This is a genomic window from Saccharibacillus sacchari (assembly GCF_037722395.1).
In the GTDB taxonomy this organism is placed as follows: Bacteria; Bacillota; Bacilli; order Paenibacillales; family Paenibacillaceae; genus Saccharibacillus; species Saccharibacillus sacchari_A.
In genome coordinates, this window is sequence record NZ_JBBKAR010000033.1 from 866,053 (window position 1) to 889,573 (window position 23,521).

The 23,521-nt window shown below is 54.0% G+C and carries 19 protein-coding genes; 13 read left to right on the top strand and 6 right to left on the bottom strand.

The features are described from left to right. Window positions 1-154: 154 nt before the first annotated feature. Together WKI47_RS12710 and WKI47_RS12715 are read left to right on the top strand one after the other, a co-directional pair. A complete protein-coding gene (locus WKI47_RS12710) occupies window positions 155-1,132 on the top strand; it encodes a LysR family transcriptional regulator (RefSeq protein ID WP_340227477.1) in 978 nt (325 codons plus the stop codon). 247 nt (window positions 1,133-1,379) lie between these two features. Next, window positions 1,380-2,528, top strand: a complete 1,149-nt coding sequence (locus WKI47_RS12715; protein ID WP_425355460.1) for a Gfo/Idh/MocA family protein — start codon at window positions 1,380-1,382, stop codon at window positions 2,526-2,528. 271 nt (window positions 2,529-2,799) lie between these two features. On the opposite strand, the gene WKI47_RS12720 is transcribed toward WKI47_RS12715, so the two are convergent. Further along, complete coding sequence (locus WKI47_RS12720) at window positions 2,800-3,258, bottom strand: PH domain-containing protein (protein WP_340227479.1); 459 nt, start codon at window positions 3,256-3,258, stop codon at window positions 2,800-2,802. A gap of 176 nt (window positions 3,259-3,434) precedes the next feature. On the opposite strand from WKI47_RS12720, the gene WKI47_RS12725 reads away from it, so the two are divergent. Next, window positions 3,435-4,868, top strand: coding sequence for an amino acid permease (locus WKI47_RS12725; RefSeq protein ID WP_340227480.1), 1,434 nt, complete (start codon window positions 3,435-3,437; stop codon window positions 4,866-4,868). A 471-nt stretch (window positions 4,869-5,339) separates the two neighbouring features. Here WKI47_RS12725 and WKI47_RS12730 read toward each other — a convergent pair whose 3' ends face one another. Beyond that, window positions 5,340-6,119: a VOC family protein gene (locus tag WKI47_RS12730; RefSeq protein WP_340227481.1), complete on the bottom strand. Its 780-nt coding sequence runs from the start codon at window positions 6,117-6,119 to the stop codon at window positions 5,340-5,342. Between the two features lie 217 nt (window positions 6,120-6,336). Here WKI47_RS12730 and WKI47_RS12735 point away from each other — a divergent pair, with 217 nt between their 5' ends. From WKI47_RS12735 to WKI47_RS12760, 6 genes are all read left to right on the top strand, one after another. Further along, a complete protein-coding gene (locus tag WKI47_RS12735; protein WP_340227482.1) occupies window positions 6,337-7,074 on the top strand; it encodes a hypothetical protein in 738 nt (245 codons plus the stop codon). 166 nt (window positions 7,075-7,240) lie between these two features. After that, window positions 7,241-8,938: a molecular chaperone HscC gene (locus WKI47_RS12740; RefSeq protein WP_340227483.1), complete on the top strand. Its 1,698-nt coding sequence runs from the start codon at window positions 7,241-7,243 to the stop codon at window positions 8,936-8,938. 1 nt (window position 8,939) lies between these two features. Further along, a complete protein-coding gene (locus WKI47_RS12745) occupies window positions 8,940-11,585 on the top strand; it encodes a tetratricopeptide repeat protein (RefSeq protein WP_340227484.1) in 2,646 nt (881 codons plus the stop codon). Continuing rightward, window positions 11,586-12,281, top strand: a complete 696-nt coding sequence (locus WKI47_RS12750; protein WP_340227485.1) for a DUF1266 domain-containing protein — start codon at window positions 11,586-11,588, stop codon at window positions 12,279-12,281. Continuing rightward, the gene (locus tag WKI47_RS12755) at window positions 12,278-12,781 is read left to right on the top strand and encodes a GNAT family N-acetyltransferase (protein ID WP_340227486.1); all 504 of its coding nucleotides are present in this window, start codon (window positions 12,278-12,280) and stop codon (window positions 12,779-12,781) included. The genes WKI47_RS12750 and WKI47_RS12755 overlap by 4 nt, the downstream gene beginning before the upstream one ends. A 25-nt stretch (window positions 12,782-12,806) precedes the next feature. Further along, window positions 12,807-13,412, top strand: a complete 606-nt coding sequence (locus WKI47_RS12760; RefSeq protein ID WP_340227487.1) for a hypothetical protein — start codon at window positions 12,807-12,809, stop codon at window positions 13,410-13,412. Window positions 13,413-13,749: 337 nt separating this feature from the next. Here WKI47_RS12760 and WKI47_RS12765 read toward each other — a convergent pair whose 3' ends face one another. Continuing rightward, entirely contained in the window at window positions 13,750-14,601 is an 852-nt protein-coding gene (locus WKI47_RS12765; RefSeq protein ID WP_340227488.1) for a type II CAAX endopeptidase family protein, read from the bottom strand. A 272-nt stretch (window positions 14,602-14,873) separates the two neighbouring features. Between WKI47_RS12765 and WKI47_RS12770 the strand changes: the two genes are divergently transcribed. From WKI47_RS12770 to WKI47_RS12780, 3 genes are all read left to right on the top strand, one after another. Then, window positions 14,874-15,434 (top strand): ECF-type riboflavin transporter substrate-binding protein, encoded by a 561-nt coding sequence (locus tag WKI47_RS12770; RefSeq protein WP_340227489.1) that lies wholly within the window; start codon window positions 14,874-14,876, stop codon window positions 15,432-15,434. Window positions 15,435-15,525: 91 nt separating this feature from the next. Beyond that, entirely contained in the window at window positions 15,526-17,229 is a 1,704-nt protein-coding gene (locus WKI47_RS12775; RefSeq protein WP_340227490.1) for an ABC transporter ATP-binding protein, read from the top strand. Continuing rightward, window positions 17,229-18,059, top strand: coding sequence for an energy-coupling factor transporter transmembrane component T (locus WKI47_RS12780; RefSeq protein ID WP_340227491.1), 831 nt, complete (start codon window positions 17,229-17,231; stop codon window positions 18,057-18,059). The genes WKI47_RS12775 and WKI47_RS12780 overlap by 1 nt, the downstream gene beginning before the upstream one ends. A 99-nt stretch (window positions 18,060-18,158) precedes the next feature. On the opposite strand, the gene WKI47_RS12785 is transcribed toward WKI47_RS12780, so the two are convergent. After that, entirely contained in the window at window positions 18,159-18,917 is a 759-nt protein-coding gene (locus WKI47_RS12785) for an SDR family oxidoreductase (RefSeq protein ID WP_340227492.1), read from the bottom strand. Between the two features lie 167 nt (window positions 18,918-19,084). On the opposite strand from WKI47_RS12785, the gene WKI47_RS12790 reads away from it, so the two are divergent. After that, complete coding sequence (locus WKI47_RS12790) at window positions 19,085-20,047, top strand: AraC family transcriptional regulator (RefSeq protein WP_340227493.1); 963 nt, start codon at window positions 19,085-19,087, stop codon at window positions 20,045-20,047. A gap of 87 nt (window positions 20,048-20,134) precedes the next feature. Here WKI47_RS12790 and WKI47_RS12795 read toward each other — a convergent pair whose 3' ends face one another. Both WKI47_RS12795 and WKI47_RS12800 read right to left on the bottom strand, forming a co-directional pair. Beyond that, window positions 20,135-22,360 (bottom strand): carboxypeptidase-like regulatory domain-containing protein, encoded by a 2,226-nt coding sequence (locus WKI47_RS12795; RefSeq protein WP_340227494.1) that lies wholly within the window; start codon window positions 22,358-22,360, stop codon window positions 20,135-20,137. Between the two features lie 165 nt (window positions 22,361-22,525). Continuing rightward, entirely contained in the window at window positions 22,526-23,428 is a 903-nt protein-coding gene (locus WKI47_RS12800; protein ID WP_037289034.1) for an ArsR/SmtB family transcription factor, read from the bottom strand. Window positions 23,429-23,521 lie beyond the last annotated feature (93 nt).

Sequence of the window (23,521 nt, forward strand, 5' to 3'; positions counted from 1 at the left end):
ATTGATAGAAATATTAAATAAATCCGTTTCCTTATTCATTTTTTCTATATTGGCTTGCGTTTGAATATCCATTGACAGTAACGCTCGTTGACACTATGATACATTAAACCGACTTAATTCATCGGATAAATCATAATGAAAGCGGGGCAGCCGAGTGAATATCGAAAATATCGAATCTTTCGTCTATATCAATCACTATGGGAGTTTCAACAAAACGGCTGAGGCGCTGTTTTTATCGCAGCCTTCGGTAACGGCCAGAATCCAGACGCTGGAGCGAGAGCTCGGCTGCCGATTATTTGACCGGATCGGCAAGCAGGTCGTCTTGACGGAAGAAGGGCGCAAATTTCTGCCTTATGCCCAGGAAATGCTGAAGACGTTGCAAAAAGGGCGCCAGCATATCCGCCGTTCGGAAAAACTGCCGCAGGAGCTTCGAATCGGCAGCACCATTTCCGTGTCGAACTATTTGATACCCGAGCTGCTGCCGCGCCTGCACGAACGCTGCCCCGGCATCCATGTGAAGCTAACGACGGGCGGCACGGACGAGCTGGTCAAGCGGCTGCTGGCGGGCGAGATCGACGTGGCGTTTATTCGCAAAGTGATGCACCCGTCGCTGCGCACCGCAGCCTTTTACGAAGACCCGATCAATCTGTACGTGCGTTCTGACCATCCGTTCGCAAGCGAAGAATCGGTGTCGGTAGACGAGCTGCAAGAGCGCAAACTGGTCTTTTTCGAATGCGGAACGCTTGATTGGCTTCGGATTCACCGGGCGTTCGAAGCGCTGGAATCGCCGCCGGAGATCGCTTTCCATGTCGACAACTCCGAGACGGCGAAAAAGCTGATCCTGCGCGGAGCAGGCATCGGATTCTTGCCAGCCGTCTGCGCGCGCGAAGAAGTGAGGGAAGGGAGATTGACGCCTGTGCGCGTACGCGAATTGTCCGAGTTTGCGCTTCAGACCAGTCTGGTCGCGCTGCGACAAGACGATTCCGCGATTACCCGCCAACTGTCTTCGATCTTCGGCGATCTGGTACGCGACGGGGAGTTGGCGGCGTCTCCGCTGTCCGAGTGCGGCGAAGAAGAATCGCTGCGCGGAAGCAAACTGCAATCCGGCATTTCGCGCGCATTGGCTCGGTGACGACATCTTATGGTTTCTTTTACCGTTTCTTTAGAAAATTTTTGGTTTGAAGAAAGCGGTCCCCTGTTGAATAGGAGGCCGCTTTGTGCCGCATGAACAATGGGTTCGTCTCGGAAATACACTTCATTCTTCCATGAAACTTTCTTTGCCGTCTTCTTTTCGCTACAATAAATATGAGAGCGATTTCAAAGACTGGCAGAGGCCGGAAGGGTGGAGAACTTTCTTGAACGATTTCGTAAATGTCGGCATGATCGGATACAAATTTATGGGCAAGGCGCACAGTAACGCTTATCGGGCATTGCCCATGTTTTTGCCGGATGTCCCGAAGCCCGTCATGACCGCGATTTGCGGACGGGACGCGGAAGCGGTGCGTGCGGCGGGGGAGCAGTTCGGCTGGGATAGCGTCGAGACCGATTGGCGCCGGCTTGTGGGCAGAGAAGACATCGACTTGGTCGATATCAATGCCCCGAGCGACGCGCACAAGGAAATCGCGCTCGCCGCTGCCGCTGCGGGCAAACATATTTTTTGCGAAAAGCCGCTGGCGCTGAGTCTGGCCGATGCCAAACAAATGCTGGCCGCAGCCGAAACTGCCGGCGTTAAGCATATGGTCGGCTTCAACTATCGCTTCGCTCCGGCCGTACGCTTGGCGAAAAAGCTGATCGAAGACGGCCGGCTGGGCAAAATCTATCATTTCCGAGGCTTGTTCCTGCAAGATTGGATCATGGACCCGGACTTCCCGCTTGTCTGGCGACTGCAAAAAGAAATAGCCGGTTCCGGCTCGCTCGGCGATCTGGGCGCGCATACGATCGACATGGCTCGCTACCTGGTTGGCGAGTTCCATGAAGTCATCGGCATGACCGAGACTTTTATCAAGGAGCGCCCGATGCCACCCGAAATGACGGGACTCACGGCAAAAGGCAGCAGCGACGGCCCGCGCGGCCAAGTCACCGTAGACGATGCCGCCATGTTCATGGCCCGTTTCGCAAACGGCGCGCTCGGCACCTTCGAAGCCACCCGCTTCGCCAACGGCCACCGCAGCACCAACTCTTTTGAAATCAACGGCAGCCTCGGCAGCGTACGTTTCGACTTCGAGCGTATGAACGAACTGGAAGTCTTTTTCTCCGAAGACGCCGAAGACGTCCAAGGCTTCCGCCGCGTCCTCGCAACCGACGCCGCCCACGACTATATGCACGCCTGGTGGCCCGCGGGCCACACCATCGGCTACGAACACACGGTCACCCATGAAGTGCATGAACTCATGAAAGCCATCGCCGAAGACCGCCAACCGGTTCCGAACTTCGTAGACGGCGTGAAGTGCCAAGCCGTCCTCGAAGCCGTGGAACGCTCCGCCTCGGAAAAGCGCTGGGTCAGCTTGAACGAATTTGAAGACAAATAACCCCAAGACTTGAAGGCCAGATAAGCCAAAAAGAGAGCGCAATCTTTTTACAACACCCAAAAGGTTGCAGTTTTTGAGGCAGTGGTCCAAGCGAGGAGACGTAAGCGGAGGGAGAAATTCAGTGAAGGAGCGTTAGCGATCGCCTTTGACTTCGGGAAGCTTCCTTTATAGAATTCCAATCCAGCTTCCCGAAGTCAACACGCGACCGGAACGAATTTCTCCCGCGGCGCCTCCCAAGCGAACCACCTCCTCAAAAAAGAAAACCTTTCCCTCACCGGGAAAGGTTTTTTTTCGCTTCAGCATCCTTTTTCACATTCGCCACATCAACCACGATCTTCCGATTAATCCCTTTCAACTGCTTCAAAAATTCGTCTTCCCGCACAGGCGAAACCATCATGCTGCCGCCCGCATACGTGATCTCCAGCCGGCTGCGCGAATGCGCCGGTCCCGAACCCATGCTGCGTTTCCGCGTAATCTTCTCGATCTTGTCGATCGGAATATTCCAGTTCAGCGGACCCGAGCGTACACGCAAGTGACCTTTTTCAATCTCATAGTTCGTCATGTACCACGTAGAGACGACGAACATCAGAATCAGCAGCCAGACCGGAATGAACAGCAGGGAGCCTCCGGTCGAAAGTCCCATCCAGACCAGGATTAACAGCGCGATGATGATCGCCCAGTTGAGCGTGAAGAAGAAAACGTCTTTTTCGCTTTTGTATCGATTGTTCATGCCCGCCTCCGAATACGTATTCTCCAGTTTATTCTACAGGAGTAAAGCGCCTTCGTACAATAATATGCGTTTTACTCTTTCGCTTTACCAGAGAGAAGTGTATAATCAAAGGCCGGGGCGCTTTTTTACGACTCCCTGTTAAAGAGATAGAGCATGGACGGAAAAGGGGAATTTCAGTGAGCAAGGGAAAGACATTAGGATTTTGGGTACTGACGGCTCTCGTCGTTGGCAATATGGTAGGATCGGGGATCTTTATGTTGCCTCGTTCGTTGGCGGAAGCTGCAAGTCCGGCAGGAACGGTATTGGCCTGGGGCGTAACGGGCTTCGGGGTGTTGATGCTGGCGCTCGTATTCGGTAACTTGGCGCTGCGCAAACCCGAACTGAACGGCGGGCCTCAGATTTATGCGAAAGAATTGTTCCCGAACAGCCCGGCGTTATCGCTGCTGTCGGGATTTATGTCGAGCTGGGGATACTGGATCGGCAATATTGCGGGCTTCGTGGCGGTGATCACGACGTTCGCCAGCTATTTATCGACGTTCTTTCCGGTCATGAACAGCGCGAGCGTTCTGCTTGGCGTCGGAAGCTTCGAGCTGACGATTGGGCATAGCTTGAACTTTATCGTATGCTCGCTGCTGCTGTGGGGGACTCATTTTCTGGCGTTGCGGGGCATCGAAGGGGCCGGACGGCTTAATCTGATCGCGACGGCGACGAAAGTCATCGGGTTTGCGGTATTCATCGTTATTGCGCTGTTTGCTTTTCAATCGTCGACGATGGGCCAGTTCGCGGCGGCGCATATTGATAGCGAAGGCCGTTCGGCATCGCTGTTATCGCAGATCAACGCGGCGGCGGTCGTAACGCTGTGGGCGTTTATCGGCGTAGAGTCGGCAACCGTGTTCGCGGCGCGTGCCAAGCGGAAAAAGGATGTCAGCCGTGCGACGTTCGCCGGACTGCTGATCGCGATTATCTTGTATGTCGGCATCAGTATTCTGACCATGGGGCTTTTGCCGAAAGAGCAATTGATGCAGTCGCAAAATCCGCTGGTTGACGCGATGACGGCGGTGCTCGGACCTTACGGCGGTTATCTGTTGGCGGCGCTGGGTCTGGTCAGTTTGATCGGCTCGACCATCGGCTGGGTGCTGCTGAGCGCCGAAGTTCCATACGAAGCTGCCAAGCAGCGCGTTTTTCTTCAACCTTTTAAACGGGAAAACGATAAAGGCATGCCGAAGCTATCCTTGTGGATTTCGAATGCACTCGGTCAGCTATTGATCTTCTCGACCATCTCCGGATCGATCTCGCAGGCGTTTGATTTTATTATCGTGGTCGCGACGCTTGCGTACCTGGTGCCTTACCTGATCGCTTCGGTCTACCAACTCAAATTGACGCTCACCGGCGAAGGCTATACGAAAGCTCGCGAACGTCGAACGGACGGCATCGTCGCGGGATTGGCTACGATTTATTCGATCTGGGTCGTGTATGCGGGAATGGGGGATTGGCAAACGTTCGGATTCGGCGTGTTGCTGCTGGCGAGCGGCATCCTGTTTTATCCGCTGCTGCGGAAGCAGTTGCGGGCAACGGATACGGCGGAGCAGAGCGGACGCCGGGTATCGTAAACGTTGCTTTTCGAATAGGAAAAGGGTTGAGGCGGGTGTATGCGATACGTTGGCGTATGCGCAGGTTAGAAGATCATTCGGAAGTGTAGATAAGGATTGGAAAATAGGTGTTCCGGAAGCCGTTGGCGGGCTTTGGAAACACCTTTTTCGGTCTTTTTTGAAAACTTGACTGTTTGATTCGGATTTCTTCCGCCGGACGGAAAAGATAACGTCGGATCAATAGGTGCATAGATGCACTTAATTTCTCCGATTTTTTCGATTTTCCGCGAATAAGTACTCAGATGCAATTATTTTCGCGATTTTGTATCGTTTTCGCTTTTTTTGCTCGAATAGTTGCACATACGCATTTATTTCTTAAAGCCCGTACCGAAAAGGGTAACAGGAGTTTCCCAAATCGAAAGCAGGCTGAGACTATGCTTGAATCGGAGACGAACGTACCCGCCGTCTTTTTTTGCTCAGTTTATTTTATCGTCATTCCGCTTCAAAACGATACTCGCCTTCGCCGATCCGCAGCGTGCTTCCTTGCAGATCGGTTGACGGCGTGCGGAAAATCAGCGTCCGCAAAGCAGATGTTCCCGAGGCCGAAGCTTCGAACGCGAATCGCTGATTGCCGACGCGCAAAGTGTTCGGCGCCGCCGGGTCCGCTTGCAAGCCGAAGACTTCCTGCCAATGCGCGGCGGTCGCCTGCGGATCGCGGACGCCGAACACGGCGGTATCCAACCGGATATCGCCCGCCGGATGCGGACGGATCACGCCGGATTCGCTCAGAGCGGCCGAACGTTTTGCGTCGGTACCGTTCCATTGGATAAAAAACGGATACGGCAAGCCGTCATGATCGCCTTGCACCATAAACATGCGCCATTGGATCAGGTTGCCGGAAGCGTCGAGGCGTTCCCCGTCCAGAATCGGCGACAACTCCAGACCTTTGCCGCGCAGCAATTCCGCCACGTCGTCGATCGCGTCGGTGCGCAGTACCACGCGGCTCAGAATTTCATGCTCAGGCAGCAACTTCGCGGCATCGCGCACGACGACGTGATACGGTTCGGCGCTTTCCGCAAGTTCGCGGTGTTCCACGCCCAAAAATTCGATATACGTCAAGCCGAAGTAACTCAGCGCATTGTGCGTGCCCCATTTTTTATGCGAGCCGCCCGCAAAAGCAATTAGTCCCTTTTCCCGAAAAAGCGAAATCGGTTCGTTCAGATCGTTGACGTAATGGACGATATGGTCCCAGCGCAGATCGTTTCGGTTCATCTTTTTTCCTCCCGCTTCTTTTTTGTTAGGTATGTTAGCACGCTCCCGAGTTCAGGGTCAACGGCAGAGAAGTCAATAGGCAGACGAGGTATCTTTTCCGAAAAGGTTTGGCGGAAACTGGAACCTTGACGAATGTTGGTCGTATTAGGACTTATGACTTTCAAGCGAGCAAGACTTTAGGCTTGGTTTTCCAGATGGAACGAGGGGGAATAAAAAGATGAAAGCAAAATGGATGTTAATCGGACTGATCGCGCTATTGACGGCATGCGCAGCTCCAAACGAAACGGATCAGCAGGCGTCTCTCGTAGCTGAACAACAGACGGCGGCGCAGGAAGATGCTCGTCCCGAAACGAAAACCACGGTCAACGAAGACGGTTCGGTCACGACGGAGACGGTGCAGGCGGACGGAACCGTCACGACGACCACGACCAGCAAAAGCGTGGCGACGGCCACGGTATCCGGCAACGGTCAGACCGAAGCGAGCGTTCAAATTGGCGAAAACGGAACGGTCGACGTCGATGCGACGATGAACGTGGACACGACGATGAATGTGGACGCCACAGTGAATGCGGACATTGATACGGCCACGACGACGATTATCGAAAATTACGAAGACTACGACCCGGAAGCTGTGGTGAGCGCCGTGACGGAAGGAGCGCTTACCCGTTATTCTTCGGAACCGATCGGCGAAGTGTTCGATGCGTTTTTCAGCAACCCGAATTGGGAATATTTCAAATCGGAAACAGACGACGACGTCGTCGAGTTTACGGGAGACGCCATGTACGGCGAAGAACAGGTGCATACCACGATCCAGTTTTTGTTATACGAGGACCTGACTTTTGAATTGACGGGGATTTGGCTGGTTCGTGAAGGCGAGACGCTGGATGAAGAATACTCTATGCCGGACGGAGAGATCGACGATACGCTCGATATTATCTACGGACTGAATCAATAGGTAATCGAAAGGAATCCTCAAGAAACTTCGAATCGATCTGTCGAAGTTTCTTTTTTTATTTATAAGGAAAAAAAACGTTCGCGCAATTGTCGAAATTACGGATGTACTGTTAAACTGGAAAGCATATATTGTTCATAACTCATACAAAGAAACGGTGGAAACTATCATGACCATTATCGGAATCGATCTGGGTACGACCAACAGCGCCGTATCCGTTTGGAAAAACGGCCGCGCCGAATTGATCCCCAACGCGCTCGGGGACCGCTTGACGCCTTCGGTCGTCGGCGTCGACGACAACGGCGATATATTGGTGGGACGCATCGCCAGGGAACGCCTGCTGACGCACCCGCTGTTGACGACGGCCGCGTTCAAGCGCCATATCGGAACCCCGCTCGAAGTCCGGCTCGGCGATCGCAGTTTCCGTTCGGAAGAATTGTCGGCGCTTGTGCTGCGGGCGCTCAAAGCCGACGCCGAAAATTACCTCGGCGAGCCGGTAACGGAAGCGGTCATCAGCGTTCCGGCTTATTTTAACGATACGCAGCGCAAAGCGACCCGCATGGCCGGAGAACTGGCGGGCTTGAACGTCGAACGGCTAATGAACGAACCGACCGCCGCCGCGATCGCTTACGGGCTGCATCAGCGGCAGGCGGAAACGCAGTTTCTGGTATTCGATCTGGGCGGCGGCACGTTCGACGTGTCGATCCTGGAATTGTTCGACGGCGTGATGGAAGTCAAAGCGGTCGCCGGCGACAACCATTTGGGCGGCGAAGACTTCACGGACGCGATCGTCTCGCATTTTCTCGAAACGTTCGGCGTGCGGGAAGCCGCGCTGGAGCGCAAAACGCTCGCTTTTTTGCGCGATCAGGCGGAAAGCGGCAAGCGCTTGTTGTCGCGGGATTATCCGATCGAACTGCGGCTCGGCATCGGCGGCCAAACGAAAGAACTGCGGATCGACCGCGAACTGTTCGAAAAGCTGGTCCAGCCGTTGGTGGAACGTCTTCGCCGTCCGATCGAACGGGCGCTGCTGGACGCTTCGATCGAAGCGGAATCGGTCGACGAGATCGTGATGGTCGGCGGCGCTTCGCGCATGCCTGTCGTATACGGCCTGTTAAGCCGCATGTTCGGGCGTTCGCCGGCGGCGTCTATCGATCCGGACGAGACGGTCGCGCTCGGCACGGGCATTCAGGCAGGGATGAAAGAACGCAGCGAGGAACTTCAGGACGTGGTGATGACGGACGTGTGCCCGTATACGCTCGGCACTGATATCGCGATCGCGTACGAGAACGGCGAATACGAACCGGGACATTTCAGCCCGATCATCGAGCGCAATACGTTCGTTCCGGTCAGCCGGGTCAAGCGTTTCTCGACGATCCACGAAGATCAACGGCGCGTAAGCGTGAAAATCTATCAGGGCGAACACCGTTTGGCGGCGGACAATCTGCTGCTCGGCGAACTCGAAGTGGAGTTTCCACGCGGCACGACCGGCATTCGCGAATTGGATATCCGGTATACGTACGATATTAACGGCATTCTGGAAGTCGAAGTCAAAACGGTCGGCCTGGATGACGTTCACCGCATCGTGATCGAGGAAAATCCGGGCGTCATGAGCCGGGAAGAGATCGAGTATCGGCTCAAGCAGTTGGCGTCGCTCAAAATGCACCCTCGCGATCAGGAAAAAAACCGGTTGCTGCTGGCGCGCGGAGACCGTCTGTACCAAGACCGGCTGGGCGACGAACGGGAACGGATCGCGCTCGCTATCCAGCGTTTCGAAGCGGCGCTGCATAGCCAGGATCTTCGCAAAGTCGCGGAAGAAGCGGAGCGGTTGGAACGATTCCTGGATCAATACGAAGGGAAGCGGCCTTGATATGAACGTGTGGCATATTCTGGGTATCGCGCCGACGGCGGACAGCCGCGTTATCAAGCGCGCGTATGCCGTCCTGCTCAAAAAGACGCATCCCGAAGACGATCCGGAAGGCTTCCAACGGTTAAGGGAAGCCTATGACGAAGCGCTGCGGCTTGCCAAAACGATCCGGCCGGAAGAGATCGAAGCGGTGCAACGAAACGAGCGGTCGACGGAGCCGGACCTGCCGGTCTGGGGACAGGCCAACCGTCTGGCGCTGGGCGGCCGCGTTCCGGCGCCAAACGATCCGGCCGAGCGGAATCCGGCCTATTCGGAAGAAGGAAGCGAACGTTCCGAAGCGCCGCAGCAAATTCCGCCGGTTCCCCGGCCATCTTCGTCTGCGGGTCAGTCGGCTTCGGCGGATTCCGCTGAAGCCGACGAGCTGATGCGCCGCTTTGCGCATACTTACGGAGAATACGGGCAGCGGATACGCATGGACGTATGGGAAAAGTGGTTTGCCGACGAGCGGCTGCAAAATTTGACGTTCAAGCAGGAGATGCAAACGCGTATTTTGGCTTTTTTGGCGGAGAACGCGTATTTGCCGCACGGCGTATGGAAGCTGCTGGATCGGCTTTTTTACTGGACGGAAGACGAGATTGGATTGTCGAGGCTCGTGCCGCCGCAATTTGCCGAATATGTGCTGAACGCGATTCGCCAGACTGCGGAACTTCGTTTCGATTATTTGCCGCGGGAACGCGAATTCGATCACGACCGCTTTCTCGCGCTGCGCGCCCGCGGAGCTTTTCGCTTGAGGCACGGGCAGCTTGAAGCGGCGTTGGACGATTTGAATGAAGCCTTCGACATGTTTGCCGGCGATCCCGATCTGCTGAGGATTCGCGCGACGACGTTTCATTTGATGGGCAACGACGAACAAGCGGAGAACGATTGGGCCGCGATTGTCGGCCGTTTTCCCAAAGACCGGGACGCGATCATGCGATTAGCCGACCTGATGCTGGAACGCGGCCTTGCTTCGGAAGCATTGGGTTTGTTTCAGCGGGCGCTTGACCTGCTGCCGAACGATACGCAAGCGCTGCTCGGGCTTGCGCGCTGTTACCGGGAACTGGACCGGTTAGCCGAATCGCAGCAAGTATGCGAATTGGCGCTTTTGCTTGAGCCTTCGGACATTGAGCTGCGAATCCGTCTGCTGGAGCTGCGCGAACAAAATTTCGAACGGCTGTTGACCGTGCTCAAGCGTTATCCGGGCGATCGGCAAACGCGGTTCGCGGCAGGCGAACTGCTGCTCGACATGCAGCGTTACGAAGAATGCGAACGGCTGCTGACCGAAGCGCCGTTATACGGATACACCAGCGAGATGAAAACGCTACTGGGCCGCGCCTTGGCGGAGTTGGGCAGGGAAGACGAGGCCCGGGCGCTTTTCGATGAAGCCGTTGAGGCGACGGAAGCGGCCGGGCAGAACGCCTATTATGCGCTTATGCATCGCGGGTTGTATCTGGCTGGGCAATACGAATTGCGTTTGGGCGAAGCCGATTTGCGGCGTGCGGCCGAACTCGGTCCGCTGAACGCGGAATTTTACGAGATGTTGGGACTGTGCGTTTACGCTCTCCAACGTTATGACGAAGCGCTGGAATTGTACGAGGAAGCTTTGCTTCGGCAGCCTACCAGCCGTTGTTACGGTCGCCGCGGCATGACGCTGTATGAGTTGAAGCGTTACGCGGAAGCGGCCGAAGACTGCGATCGGGCGCTGGAATTTCAATCGCATTGGGATTACCTGCTGCGCGTGCGCGGCCTGTGCCGCGAACGTCTGGGACGCCGCGAAGAAGCGCTGCAAGACCTGCGGAGTTCGAGAGAATTGAACGATACGCCCATAGCTTGCATGCATGTGGTCAGACTCTGCATCGAGTTGGGAAAATATAACGAAGCGCTGGACGAAATCGGCGATCTGTGGGAAGAGTATTACGACCTGCGCGTCATGAAAGGATACGCGTTTGCCAAGCTGGGTAACCATCGGCAAGCGCTGCATTGTTTTGCCGCGGCTTCGGATCTTGCTCCGCAAGAAATCCATATCGCCCGTTTGGCGTTGAACGAACTGGCTGCGATCGGCGATATAGGCGCGCTTGCGTACGCCGATCGCGTATTGGCGCTCGCGCCGGACGATTTCGATACGGATATGCGGCGGATCGGCGTTTTGTTCGAGCACGGCCGATACGAAGAAGCGGGAGCCGCCGCCGAACGTTTGCTGGGACGTTTGCCGCAGGAAGCTCCCGCGCAGTGGTTCGATTTTTTGCGCCATTATGCGGGCAGCGCGCGCGTCAAGCTCGGCGATTACGCGGGAGCGGCCGACTTTTTGCATACGGCGTACGCCGCGGGACTGCGGGGCGATACCGCCAGCTTGCTGTCGATCGTTCGTTACGAACAGGGCGATCTGGCGGAAGCGCTGCGCTTGGCGCGCGAAGCGTGCGAGCAAAATCCGGGGCATCGCGATTACATCGCACGTCTGGAACGGATCGAACGCCGAAACAAGCTCACCGGCATTTTGCGTTTGCTCGGCGATCGCCCGAATAGAGAAGTTTGGTCCGACGAACTGCCGCTTGCGCCGGTCCGGCTTCCGATGCGCGGCGATCTTCCGTATCAAGAAGAGGAGGACGTCTGAATGGACAATTATTCGTATGGCCGGGCGCTGAATTGGGCGACTGCGCTCGGCGGACCGCTGCTGCGCCAAAACGGCGCGCCTTTTCCGTTTCGTTTCGAAGAATGCGTTTCCGCTTTGAGCCATGCCAAAAGCATGCTCAAAGACACGTGGAGCGTAGAAAGCGCTTCGGATTTCCGGCATTTGGCGGATCGGATGTGGAGCGGCATGCACAACCCCGGTTTTCAACAAACTCGATTGTTTTTGAGCGTCATGACGCTGGCGGAACGCCGGGCTTACCTGGCTTCGTTGCCGAAAAACGACGAGCGTTACGAGGACGTCTACACGACTCATTTGTATATGGACCGTTTGCCGCCTGCCGGAATCGCCGCTTGGGATTGGGGCCGCCTGGCTTTTTATATCCGTTGCGCCCGCGTATCGGGATATATCAATGAGCAGGAAGAAAACGCCTATCTGCTGCATAACGCGGTTCGCGCCCGTTGGTCGTACCGAAATTGGCCGGATTACGCGGTCGCGTATATGGCGGGACGCCAATATTGGAGCCGGGATTTGTCCGAAGAATGGTCGGAGATCAATCTGAGCCATCTAAACAAGCTGCTGACCGACCAAAGCAGTCCGTGGCGGGAACTGGAATGGGATATCGTGCTGCCCGAACCGCCGGAACTGCCCGAATACGAAAACGAGGAGAATGTCCGATGAACAATATTCCCGATATCGCGGTTAAGCTTTACGCGCATTCGGCGCAGCGCCAGAAATCCGTGGCCGATTTGATCGTTCCGATCCAGCGGGACGAATACGGCATTCCGATCACCTTGAAAGACCAGCCGGATTTGCTTGAGATCGAGACCTTTTACCAGCGGGGAAAAGGAAACTTTTGGACCGCGCTCCATGAAGGCGAAGTCATCGGTACAATCGCGCTGCTGGACATCGGGCAAGATCGTGCGGCACTGCGTAAAATGTTCGTAAAAAAAGAATTCCGGGGCGGACAATATGCCGTCTCGAAGCGTTTATTGGATAAGGCTTTCATCTGGGCGCAGCAGCAAGGGTTGGCGGAAGTGTGGCTCGGAACAACGCCTGCTTTCGTAGCCGCGCACCGTTTTTACGAAAAAAACGGTTTTGCCGAAGTGAACGCAGAAATGCTGCCGCCTGGGTTCCCTGTGATGGAGGTCGATAAGAAATTCTATAAACGGATCGTATAGCGATCGAATAGGGGAGGAACATGCGATGATGGAATTCGAAGGCTTCGAGCGCCAGGATATGTATTATGATGAGAGGCTTCAGCCGATTGACGAGAAAATTTGCGAGCTGCTCAAACAGCGCAAAGCATTGTCGGAAGGAAATCCGGGCCATCCATTACAAGCATTGGTGAACGAGTGGGCGGAAAAGTACGGTTTTTACCCTGAACATCTGCATTCCGTGTTCAGTACGCTAGGCGCCGAAGAATTGCATAAGCCGCGTATCAAACCGAACGGATTCCGTTACCAGCTTCCTGTCATGAAATCTGCGGAACAAGATAAGTTTTTTTACTCAATCGTTACGGTACGACAATACGATAACGCGAGCGTGGTCGTGTTAAGCGCGGATTGGGAAGAGTCGGAAGACCTGAATTATAAAGAACGGCCGAATTGGCACTTCAAGCTTGAGATCGGAGGAAATCAACACTACGATTGCCGGGCAGGATCAGGAGCCGGAACGACAGGCAAAATGTCTCAAAACTTTGTCGTCAGCCCGCCCCTGCCTGACGATTTATCCGGTATCGAATTCTATATACAAGCTTACGACGGATATGAACCGCAAAATTCGGTCGGCCCTGAAGTCGTTCTAGGTTAGATTATTTTCTAAAGGCTTATTCTTCTTTTCAAGTGAGGTAGCGCCTTAAATGAATGGTGATCTTTTAGTCTCGGCGTTTACAATGAATCTTAACTCTGAAAGCCTGAGAATTTCAGAATTCAACGTATCAAGAAAGCCCAACGTAGCTGGAAGCGAGAAGACGGAGAGAGAAATTCAGTGAAAAACGCCTTTGCACTCGGAAAATGCCTTATTTCAATTCAATCCATTTTCCGAGTGAGACAGCGTTTTGTAAAGCATTTCGAAGAAATGCACTTCGAAAGCATACGCTGGCAATTTCTCTCGCAGTCTTCTCGCTTCCCGCACCTACGTAACGTTCTCAGGTCTCCCGTCTGTTGCGAAAAGACCTGAACCGCCCAGCCGCATACGCACGCCCCACCATCCACAACGAAAGCAACAAGCCGACAACCACCGGAACGATCGAAGCCTCGATCCCGAAAGCCCCTCCGGTAAGCAGGTCGCTTCCAGCCAAGCGAACTTCGAATAAACCCGCCGAATCAATGCCGGATACCGGAATACCCAGCAGGCTTACGCAAGAGTTCCAGGCAAAGTGCAGACCCGTCACGAACCATAGATTCCGACGCCACAGGAAAGCGGCACCAAGAAGAAGTCCGGCTTCGATCGCAATCGCTACGGCGCTAAGCAACGTTGCATTGGGATTAGCCAGATGAACGCCGCCGAAGAAGATTGAGGTCAACGCCAAGGCTAACCAGCTTCCGCCAAGACGTTCGATTCCTTGTACCAGCAAGCCGCGGAATACCAATTCTTCGAATAATGCGGCACTTGCGAACAGTAAGGTCCCCGCTAGCAGCACGCTTGCCGACACGGCGGGCGACCAATAAAAGCGGTATCCGCCGAGAGCCATGATGACGAGTACGCTGACTCCGATAAACAATATACCGGTTCCGAGTCCCAGCAACGTTTCGCGTCCGGCATGGCGTAACGCCAGTTCCGACAGGGGACGGCCGGCGATCCCTTTCATGACCAGCAGGTATACGGCGACGCAGACGATCCCGCTTACCAGCGACATAGATACGACAAAGGGCACGTTCGTCGAGCCGATCAGGGGACTCAGCAAGCCGTTGCCCAGCACAAGCAAGATGAAGCCGATCGGCATCCATACCAACGGATGTTGAAAAAACGCAGCAAGTTTAGAAGGTTTCCTATCCATTATGTATACACTCCTTAATCCCGATTATGATTTTTTCGTCAAGCGAATACCTTTGGTGTCGAGCAGGTACGAGTCACGTTAAAACTAGCATTGCCGGAAAGCGATGTCTATCGGTCCGACGGCTGATTCCTTTATCCTTATAATTCCGATAAATAAAATAGACTTTTCATAAAAAAACGGTAGCTTTGCGACGGTTATCCCGGTATAATCAACGCAAAGAAAGCAAATCGTCAAAAGCGACTCGCATGTTTATAAAGAAAAGAGGGGTATTTATGCAATCTTCGAAAGGGTTCTCGGTTAAAACGGTTGTCGCGATCGGGATCGGAGCGGCACTGTTTATCGTATTGGCCCGTTTCGGCTCGATTCCAACAGGAATTCCGAATACCAATTTACAAACGAACTATGCCATCTTGGCTTTGTTCGCTTTGCTGTACGGGCCGTTGGCGGGGTTGCTGATCGGTCTGATCGGCCATAGCTTGGCGGATCTGATCTCGTACGGAATGCCGTGGTTTAGCTGGGTCATCGCGTCGGGCGTGTTCGGTCTGCTGGTTGGCTTGCTCACTCGCGGTATCCGTATCCAAGAAGGCGAGTTTGGGATCGGGGCAATTGTTCGTTTTAACATCGCGCAGATTATCGCAAACGCGGTTGCCTGGTTTATCGTCGCGCCGCTGCTGGATATTCTGATCTATGCAGAACCGGCGAACAAAGTGTTTACGCAAGGTCTTGCGGCTGGCGCTATGAATATGGTGACGGTGCTTATTTTGGGAACGCTGATCGCTATCGCCTATTCCAAGACGCGTACCAAGCGCGGAAGCTTGACGCGAGAAGCATAGCATGTGAAAATTGGGAAAGAAGCAAGCGCAAAAAAGCCGGTGCATTCAGCCGGCTTTTTCGTTTGCAGATCGGTAACGAGAAAGGAAAGCCATGAAAAAACCGGTGATCGAGTTCGATCAATTTACATTTCAATATCGCGCGCAGAGCGAACCGACGCTGCACGATATCAATTTAACGATTCATGAAGGCGAAAAAGTGTTGATCGTCGGCCCTTCAGGCTCCGGCAAAAGCACGCTGGCGCACTGCATGAACGGGCTTGCGCCGCACTTTTATCCGGGCGAACATTCGGGTGTGCTCAAAATTATGGGAGCGGATAGCAAAGGCATGGGAATCGCCGAGCTGTCGGACTTCATCGGAACGGTCATGCAAGACCCGGATGGTCAATTTGTCGGACTGACGGTAGGCGAAGATATTGCTTTCAAGCTGGAGAACGACGGCGTTCCGCATGCGGAAATGATTCGCCGGGTTCAAAAAGCCGCGGACGAGGTGGAGTTTTCCGACTTTCTCGATGCTTCCCCGCAAGAGCTGTCCGGGGGGCAAAAGCAGAAAACGACGTTAGCCGGGGGTCTGGTTGGCGGAGCGCCTATCTTGTTGTTCGATGAACCGCTGGCGAGTCTTGATCCCTATTCGGGTCGGGCTACCGTGGAACTGATCGATCGATTGCACCGCGAATCCGAACGGACGATTATCATCGTGGAGCATCGGTTGGAGGAAGTGCTGCATTGCCCGGTCGACCGGGTCATCGTGATCGAAGAAGGCCGGATCGTCGCGGACCTGCCGCCGGACGATTTGCTTTGTTCAGGTCTTTTGCGCGAAAAAGGAATACGGGAACCGCTGCATCTATCGGCTATGCGGTACGCGGGCTGCGCGATAACGCCCGAGATCGGACCCGGCAATGTAGAAAGCGTTAATCTGGACGGTTGCACGGAACAATTGATTCGCTGGCATGAAGCCAATATGGCTGTTCCGAAATCTGAAGTCCAGGAGCCTTTGTTGGAGCTGGAAGGGATCACTTTCGGCTACGATCCGGCGAAGCCTGTGCTGCAAAACGTCTCGTTAAGCGTAGGCCGCGGCGAAATTTTGTGCATCGCAGGACGCAACGGAGCCGGCAAATCGACGATCTCCCGGTTGATCTGCGGATTTCACAAGCCTTCTTCCGGTTCGATCCGGCTGAACGGGCGCGATCTATCTACGGATACGATACGCGAACGTGCCGACGTGATCGGTTTTGTGATGCAGAATCCCAATCATATGCTGTCCAAGCCTCTTTTATACGACGAGGTTGCGCTGGGGCTGGTAAACCGTGGAGTTCCGGAAGCGGAAATTCGGGACCGGGTCAATGAGACGCTGCGTGTTTGCGGATTATACCCGTTTCGTAGCTGGCCGGTATCCGCGCTCAGTTACGGACAGAAAAAACGGGCTACCATTGCTTCGATTCTGGTGCTGCGTCCGCAAATTTTGATTCTGGATGAGCCTACGGCAGGCCAGGATTTCCGGCACTATAATGAAATGATGAAGTTTTTGCTGGAACTCAACAGGCAGGGGATGACCTTGATTCTGATCACGCACGATATGCACCTGATGCTGGAGTACGGTCAGCGCGCGGTGGTGTTGGCTGAAGGACGCAAGCTTGCGGACGACACGCCGGCACGGATTTTGGGCAATGCAGAGATCGTGGAAGAAGCGCATCTGCATGAGACGTCGCTGCATATTCTGGCTAGACGAATCGGCGTGCAGCCGGAAGACGAGTTCGTTTCCCGGTTCATTCGTTCGGACAGGAGGATGATGAACTGATGGCGCCCAAGCTGCTCTCCTACTCCGATGTCGGCTCTCCGATCCATCGGTTGAACGGAGTCACCAAATTGATCGCATTTCTGTTATTCTCGATCGCGGGAATGGTCAGTTACGATACGCGCTGCCTGCTGGTTATGCTCGTGATCTCGTTGAGTGTTTTTTATGTGTCAAAAGTTCCGTTCAAGCAGTATTCGTTCGTCCTGTATCTGATCCTGATTTTTTCCGTGCTGAACCAGTTGGCGATTTTTCTGTTTTCACCCGAGCAGGGCGTACAGATTTACGGAACCCGGCATGAGCTGCTGCATATCGCCGGACGTTATTCGCTGACCTCCGAGCAGTTGTTTTACCAGTTCAATGTGCTGCTGAAGTTCGCTGTCGTGGTGCCGCCTGCGTTGCTGTTCCTGCTAGCCACCGAGCCGAGCGAATTCGCGTCGTCGCTGAATCGCGTAGGCGTGAGCTATAAGATCGCTTATTCGATCTCGCTCACCATGCGCTATATCCCCGATGTGCAGCAGGAATACGTGAACATCTCCACGGCGGCCCAAGCCCGGGGGATCGACCTGTCCAAAAAAGAGAAGCTGGGCCGACGCGTGAAAAATATGGCCGCGATTCTGCTTCCGCTCGTGCTGGCGACATTGGAGCGGATCGAGAAAGTCAGCGCGGCGCTGGAACTGCGCGGCTTCGGCCGTACACGCAAACGCACCTGGTACAGAAGCCGCCCGCTGACGACGAAGGATGGGTTGGTGATCGTGGGCGCGCTGCTGATTTCGGCTGCTGTGTTGACCGTTACGTTTTGGGACGGATCGCGTTTTTATAACCCGTTTGTTTAGAAGAGGAAATTTTCGTTTTTTGACGTAAAAAGCCGCTCGTACGCCAATGTACGGGCGGCTTTTGCTATAAATGGAAGCATGAACGCGTCGTAAGGCTTTTTACACGAATCCGCCGTTGACCCGCATCGTCTGCCCGGTCATCCAACGTGCTTCTTCGCTCGCGAGAAACAGTACGGCTCCGGTAATATCGTTCGTTTCTCCAAGCCGGCCAAAAGAATTCATTCCGACGATCCCCGCGATTTGCTGCTCGGACTTGCCTTCCATGAACAGCTCGGTATTGATCGGACCCGGCGCTACGGCGTTAATCGTGATGCCTTTCGGTCCGAGTTCTTTGGCGAGCTGGCGGGTGAATTGTTCGACGGCGCCTTTGGTTCCGGCATAGACGCTGTACCCGGGGAACATGGCGCCGACGACGGACGTCGAGAAGTTGATGATCCGTCCGCCTTCGTTCAAGTGCCGCGCCGCGGCCTGGCAAGCGAAAAAGGTTCCTTTTACATTTACGGCAAACTGACGGTCGAAGTCTTCCTCCGTCACTTGCAGCAGCGGTACGGTGTGCATTAGACCGGCATTATTGACGAGGATGTCGATACCGCCGAAAGCTTCGGTCGTTTGCGCGAACAAAGAGTCGATGTCGGCAATAACGCTGATATCCGCTTGAATCGCGATCGCGCGTCCGCCGTGCTGCTCGATCCGCTGGACGACTTCTTCGGCTTTCGCACGGTTCCCGCTGTAGTTGACCACTACATTGGCGCCGCGTGAACCGAAGTCTTCCGCGATCGCGCTGCCGATGCCTCGCGACGATCCGGTGACGATAACCGTTTTTCCGGCAAATGAAGAAGAGGTGAAAGAAGGGTTCATGAAAGTAAGTCGCTCCTTTTAAAAAGAAAGTGTATTGCCGTTCTTATACCCGTATTATGCACGTCGGAAGAGGGGGAGAGGTAGATCAATCCCGGGGAATTCTTGCCTAATCCTCCAATAAGGCGCATGATAGATAAGAAGGGTACAGCAAAAGGAGGAAGATTGCGATGGAACGCCATTCGGATATACCGTTAGACCCCCAGTGGGAAAACGCAAGACAGGAGTTGGCCGATCTGCTTCTCCGCCATGCTCCCGATGAAGGTCCGCAGTGTACGGCGATTCCCGAACTGCGCATGATCCGCCAAAATCGGACGAATGAGCTGGTACACTCGATGTATCGGCCGTCGCTGTGCATCGTGGCGCAAGGCGCGAAGCAGGTGATGCTGGGTCGACACCGCTATACGTACGATGCTTATTCCTACTTGGCGACCTCGGTCGAATTGCCGATCCGCGGGCGCGTGGTCGAAGCGTCGGAGGAAGAACCCTATTTGAGCCTGCAACTTTATTTTACGGCCGATCAGATTGTGCAGTTGGGCGGTGCGGGAAGCTCCAAGAGTGTCGGAGAAAAAAGCAAGCTGGAGCGCGGACTGGGCATCGGGCGGATGGATCGGGCGTTATTGGATGCGGCGATTCGGCTGGTGCGGCTGCTCGACAGTCCGGACGATATCGAAGCTTTGGCACCGCTGGTGATTCGGGAACTGCTGTATCGTGCGGTGCAAGGGGAGCTGGGCGGACGGATTCGCAGTTTCGCCGCCGGGGGCACGTTATCGCAGCGGATCGCTTCCGTGGTCAGCCATTTGCAGCAGGAGTACGACAAGCCGCTTCGCGTAGAAGAGTTGGCGGCGCAAGCGCATATGAGCGAATCGTCGTTGTATGCGCATTTCAAGGAAGTGACGGGTTTGACGCCTATTCAGTATCAGAAAAAGATTCGGCTTCAGGAGGCGCGTCGATTGCTGCTTTCGGAGACGCGCGAAGCCGCGGAAGCCGCTTTTCGCGTCGGTTACGAAAGCCCGTCGCAGTTCAGCCGCGAGTATGCGCGCATGTTCGGGCTGCCGCCCGCGAAAGATATGAAGCAGATGCGGGAGCGGTTGGGGCAGGGAAGAGAAGCCGGGGAAAAAGATCTTTTGTGATGAGGAAGTCAGATAAGCGAAAACAAGCCCAAGCAGATGCTGCCTGGGCTTTTGGGTATGCGGATCGCTAGACGGAATAGGCGTTTCTCAGTTCACGTTCGCTAACGCATCGACAAAATCGTCAATGGATCGCAGGCCGCTCGGCTGGAGCTTTTCGATTTCAATACCGGCTTCGCGGTTTTTCAGGAACGCGGTCAACGACTGTTCAAGCTGCGCATCGAATTTGACGGGCGAGGCGGAACGTTCTTTTTCCATCGCTTCCAGCAAGTCCGCCCAATACGTCCAAACCTGTTCCCGGTCGAGTTGCGGATACGTTTGCGCCATTTCGCGAACTTCTGTCAACGGTCGATCCGCAGCAAGTTCCGCCGTCAAAGCCATGCCGATAAAACGATGCGTCGGATCTTCGGATATGGCGTCGGCGAATTCCTGTCTAGCTTCGTCGGTCTTGCCTACAACCAAAAGAGACGTCGCATGGACCGAACGCTCATAAGAGCTTGTTGCTTCTTCGTTCGACTGTTGATAAAGACGGTAGTAACGCTCATAATTTTCCCAGTCGGCCGTTTCGTAAAATAATCCGAGCAGCTTCTCGATCTCGCGAGGGTTCGCGCTTTGCTCGTTCAAGCGCTCCAGCAACGGGATAAGCTCGGCTTGTGCGCTCTGATCTTCCTTGATCTGAGATTTCGCATACAGCAGACGGGTGAGCATGCGCAGCGATTCGGTATCGTTCGGATCGGCCTTCACATTGTCGCGGTAGCGATTCAGAGCTTGAGAAAGATCCTTTTTCAATACCAGACGATCCGCCGGAGTCAGACTACGTTGTTTCAAATAAAATTCAGGCAGGTCGCTGCTGTTCGTCGAATCAATCCGGGGACCGGAGGACTGGGCGATCTTGTTGCCTTCGGCATCGTAAGCTTCGACGCTCCACGAAACTTTGGCTTCCGGATTCATATAGGCAAGCAGGCTGTTGGGTTCCGTAGACTCCCAATCGTTGTCTTCGCTCCAAGATAATCCGCCCGGCGTGGCATATAGTTCGCTGATCGGAATCGAGAGATGGTTCTCCTTGATCCCGCTTACGATCATCGAACCGATGCCACCGCCGTTATCGTGATTCGGAATCATACCGCTGAGTTCGTAATAAGCCGCGTCCTCCATTTTCGCCCAACTGAACTTGACGATGTCTTCGGTCAATTGCTGTCCGCCCAGAGGAGACAACTGCTTAATCAAAGGCGTCATCGTAAGCTCACGCTCAACATTCGAATTTCCTTTGATTTCAATCCGGTCGTCCCAGTCAAACGGCCAACTCCATTCTTTAAGCTGCTCATAGGAAAGACCGACTTCAAGCTGATAAAATCCGGGAACAACGCCGCGGATTTCAAACGTTCCCTGGTCGTCAGTCACCGCGTGGTAAGGTTCTTTATCGCCCCGGTATTGGCTTCGATCATTTTCCCGCAAAAAGATGCCAGCGCGTGACACGGGAGTTCCGTCACTGCGGACAAGCTTGCCTGAGAATATAGAAGGCTTGCTGTCTTGCTGCGCCAAAGCCGTTCGAATTGAATTACGATAACTTTCCAACACGAGATAGCTTTCGGAAGTATATCCGGCTTGATCGGTTCGGGTTTGTTCCGCAAGTGCACGGTCAGCGGATTCCAGAGCCGATGATGCCTGTCCTTCGGCAAACAGTAGACGGCTGGAGATCAAACCATAAGCATCGGAAAAACCGTAAATCGCAACTTCTTTGTCGGTCATGGGGCCGACTTTTTCCAGTGATTCACGTACTTGCGCCAAGTTTCCGGATTCCAATTGGCGTTCGGCTTGAACCAGCAAAAGCTCTCGACGTTCCGCCGCGTTTTCCGGTAAGCGCTCGACGGTATCGGCAATCAAGCGTTCGGCTTCCGCATTTTTGCCGAGTATATCGTATTCGTAAGCGAGCTGCTCGGCAGCACGTATCAAGAAATGCCCCGGTTCCGCATGCCGCATATACCATTCCAGCAAAGGAATACGTTGCTCCGGCGCCAATCGAGCGTCTTCTGCGCCGCCGGAACTGACCGCCAAAGAAGCGCCCAGATGAACATCGAACATATAGGGCGTATAGAAGTAAGGATCGATAACCGTTTGTTCGATCAATTCGGCTTTACCGCGGCCTTCGGCCTGTTCGATCGCTTCCATAGCATGCAGCAGTTTTTGTTCCGGCGTTTGAAACGGTTGATAACGGTCGAACACGCTCAATAACCAGCCTGTCAACAGCGTTGCGGCAATTAGGGCGAGACCGATTGCGAGAGCAAGCTGTTTTTTGGACGGTTTTGTTTGATTCAAGCGGCTCACTCCTTTTTTGGCGAAAATCTTCTTTATACGCTGAACGCGGCAGAAAGGAGAGATGTTATGAAAAAATTGGTTTTTGTAGGAAAAAGAAAAAACCTTGTCTCCGCAAAAATATTGGATGCGGCACACAAGGTTTTTTTTCGTTAAAAGCAAATCCACTTACAAATAATACATTTTAAACAAAATATCCTGATTGTGATTCCCGAACTTTTTCCCGAAAATCGTCGCTCCGCCTACATTCTTCGCGTCTTCCTTGACCTCGATACGGAGTGTCCAGCGATCGCAGCTCGTATCCAGATCGGCGATCGAAATATCGGACATCGGATCGCCATCGACATACGTGCCATGACCCGTAATACGGATCGTTTTGAGCAAGCCGTACTGGTTGAGGTTATGCGGCCACCATTCCGGCGTCAGCTTGCCACGCGTATCGGCGAAGTCGCCGGGGCTGGTCCAAATGCCGAGTTCGACGCCGTTCAGCGTAAAGGTGAGATCGGACGGCCATACGTCGTTCGAGAACGGAAACTCCGACGACAGCTCCATGCTGATCTCGAATTGCTGTAGCTTTTCTTCTTTTTTGAGAAAGTTCGCTACGCTGTACTGCACGAATCCTTGCGTAAACCACAAAATCTCCGCATCCATTCGCTTGGGGTCCATAAAATACTTCGGATCGTCGACAGGGCCGATAAAATCTTTGTCCGAAGCGAGTCCGCATGTCGGCTTCAAGTCGAAGTCCGTATAATGACCGACCGGCACCGACGTTTCATACGAATCGAAAGAGTGGAAAATCTTTTTCGGAAAATTAATCTCGATATGGTCGACTTTAAGGATGGAAAGCTTTTGCAGCCCCGACTTGCCCGGTACTTTCTCCGTTTTGATGATTCCCGCGTCTTCCAGCTTTTTGATGTGCTTGATCACGATAGGACTGCTGATACCTAGCTCCGCAGCCAATTCTTTGATATTCATTTTGTTCTTGGACAATAGCTGAATGATCTTGATGCGAACTTCGCTGGCTAATGCTTCATAGACGACGAGGGAGGACTGATCGATTTCCAACTGCATCTCTTATCCCACTTCTTTCGCTTGGTTTCGTTATACAAGCCGCTACCGGCTCTTGGTGAAATTAATAATACCATAAAGATTATTAACATGTAC

Excerpts from the sequence above, each read along its gene's own strand:
- WKI47_RS12715 (WP_425355460.1), top strand. The coding sequence starts at position 1,380 with ATGATCGGATACAAATTTATGGGCAAGGCGCACAGTAACGCTTATCGG.
- WKI47_RS12720 (WP_340227479.1), bottom strand. The coding sequence starts at position 3,258 with ATGAACAATCGATACAAAAGCGAAAAAGACGTTTTCTTCTTCACGCTC.
- WKI47_RS12730 (WP_340227481.1), bottom strand. The coding sequence starts at position 6,119 with ATGAACCGAAACGATCTGCGCTGGGACCATATCGTCCATTACGTCAAC.
- WKI47_RS12735 (WP_340227482.1), top strand. The coding sequence starts at position 6,337 with ATGAAAGCAAAATGGATGTTAATCGGACTGATCGCGCTATTGACGGCA.
- WKI47_RS12740 (WP_340227483.1), top strand. The coding sequence starts at position 7,241 with ATGACCATTATCGGAATCGATCTGGGTACGACCAACAGCGCCGTATCC.
- WKI47_RS12745 (WP_340227484.1), top strand. The coding sequence starts at position 8,940 with ATGAACGTGTGGCATATTCTGGGTATCGCGCCGACGGCGGACAGCCGC.
- WKI47_RS12750 (WP_340227485.1), top strand. The coding sequence starts at position 11,586 with ATGGACAATTATTCGTATGGCCGGGCGCTGAATTGGGCGACTGCGCTC.
- WKI47_RS12755 (WP_340227486.1), top strand. The coding sequence starts at position 12,278 with ATGAACAATATTCCCGATATCGCGGTTAAGCTTTACGCGCATTCGGCG.
- WKI47_RS12760 (WP_340227487.1), top strand. The coding sequence starts at position 12,807 with ATGATGGAATTCGAAGGCTTCGAGCGCCAGGATATGTATTATGATGAG.
- WKI47_RS12765 (WP_340227488.1), bottom strand. The coding sequence starts at position 14,601 with ATGGATAGGAAACCTTCTAAACTTGCTGCGTTTTTTCAACATCCGTTG.
- WKI47_RS12770 (WP_340227489.1), top strand. The coding sequence starts at position 14,874 with ATGCAATCTTCGAAAGGGTTCTCGGTTAAAACGGTTGTCGCGATCGGG.
- WKI47_RS12775 (WP_340227490.1), top strand. The coding sequence starts at position 15,526 with ATGAAAAAACCGGTGATCGAGTTCGATCAATTTACATTTCAATATCGC.
- WKI47_RS12780 (WP_340227491.1), top strand. The coding sequence starts at position 17,229 with ATGGCGCCCAAGCTGCTCTCCTACTCCGATGTCGGCTCTCCGATCCAT.
- WKI47_RS12785 (WP_340227492.1), bottom strand. The coding sequence starts at position 18,917 with ATGAACCCTTCTTTCACCTCTTCTTCATTTGCCGGAAAAACGGTTATC.
- WKI47_RS12790 (WP_340227493.1), top strand. The coding sequence starts at position 19,085 with ATGGAACGCCATTCGGATATACCGTTAGACCCCCAGTGGGAAAACGCA.
- WKI47_RS12800 (WP_037289034.1), bottom strand. The coding sequence starts at position 23,428 with ATGCAGTTGGAAATCGATCAGTCCTCCCTCGTCGTCTATGAAGCATTA.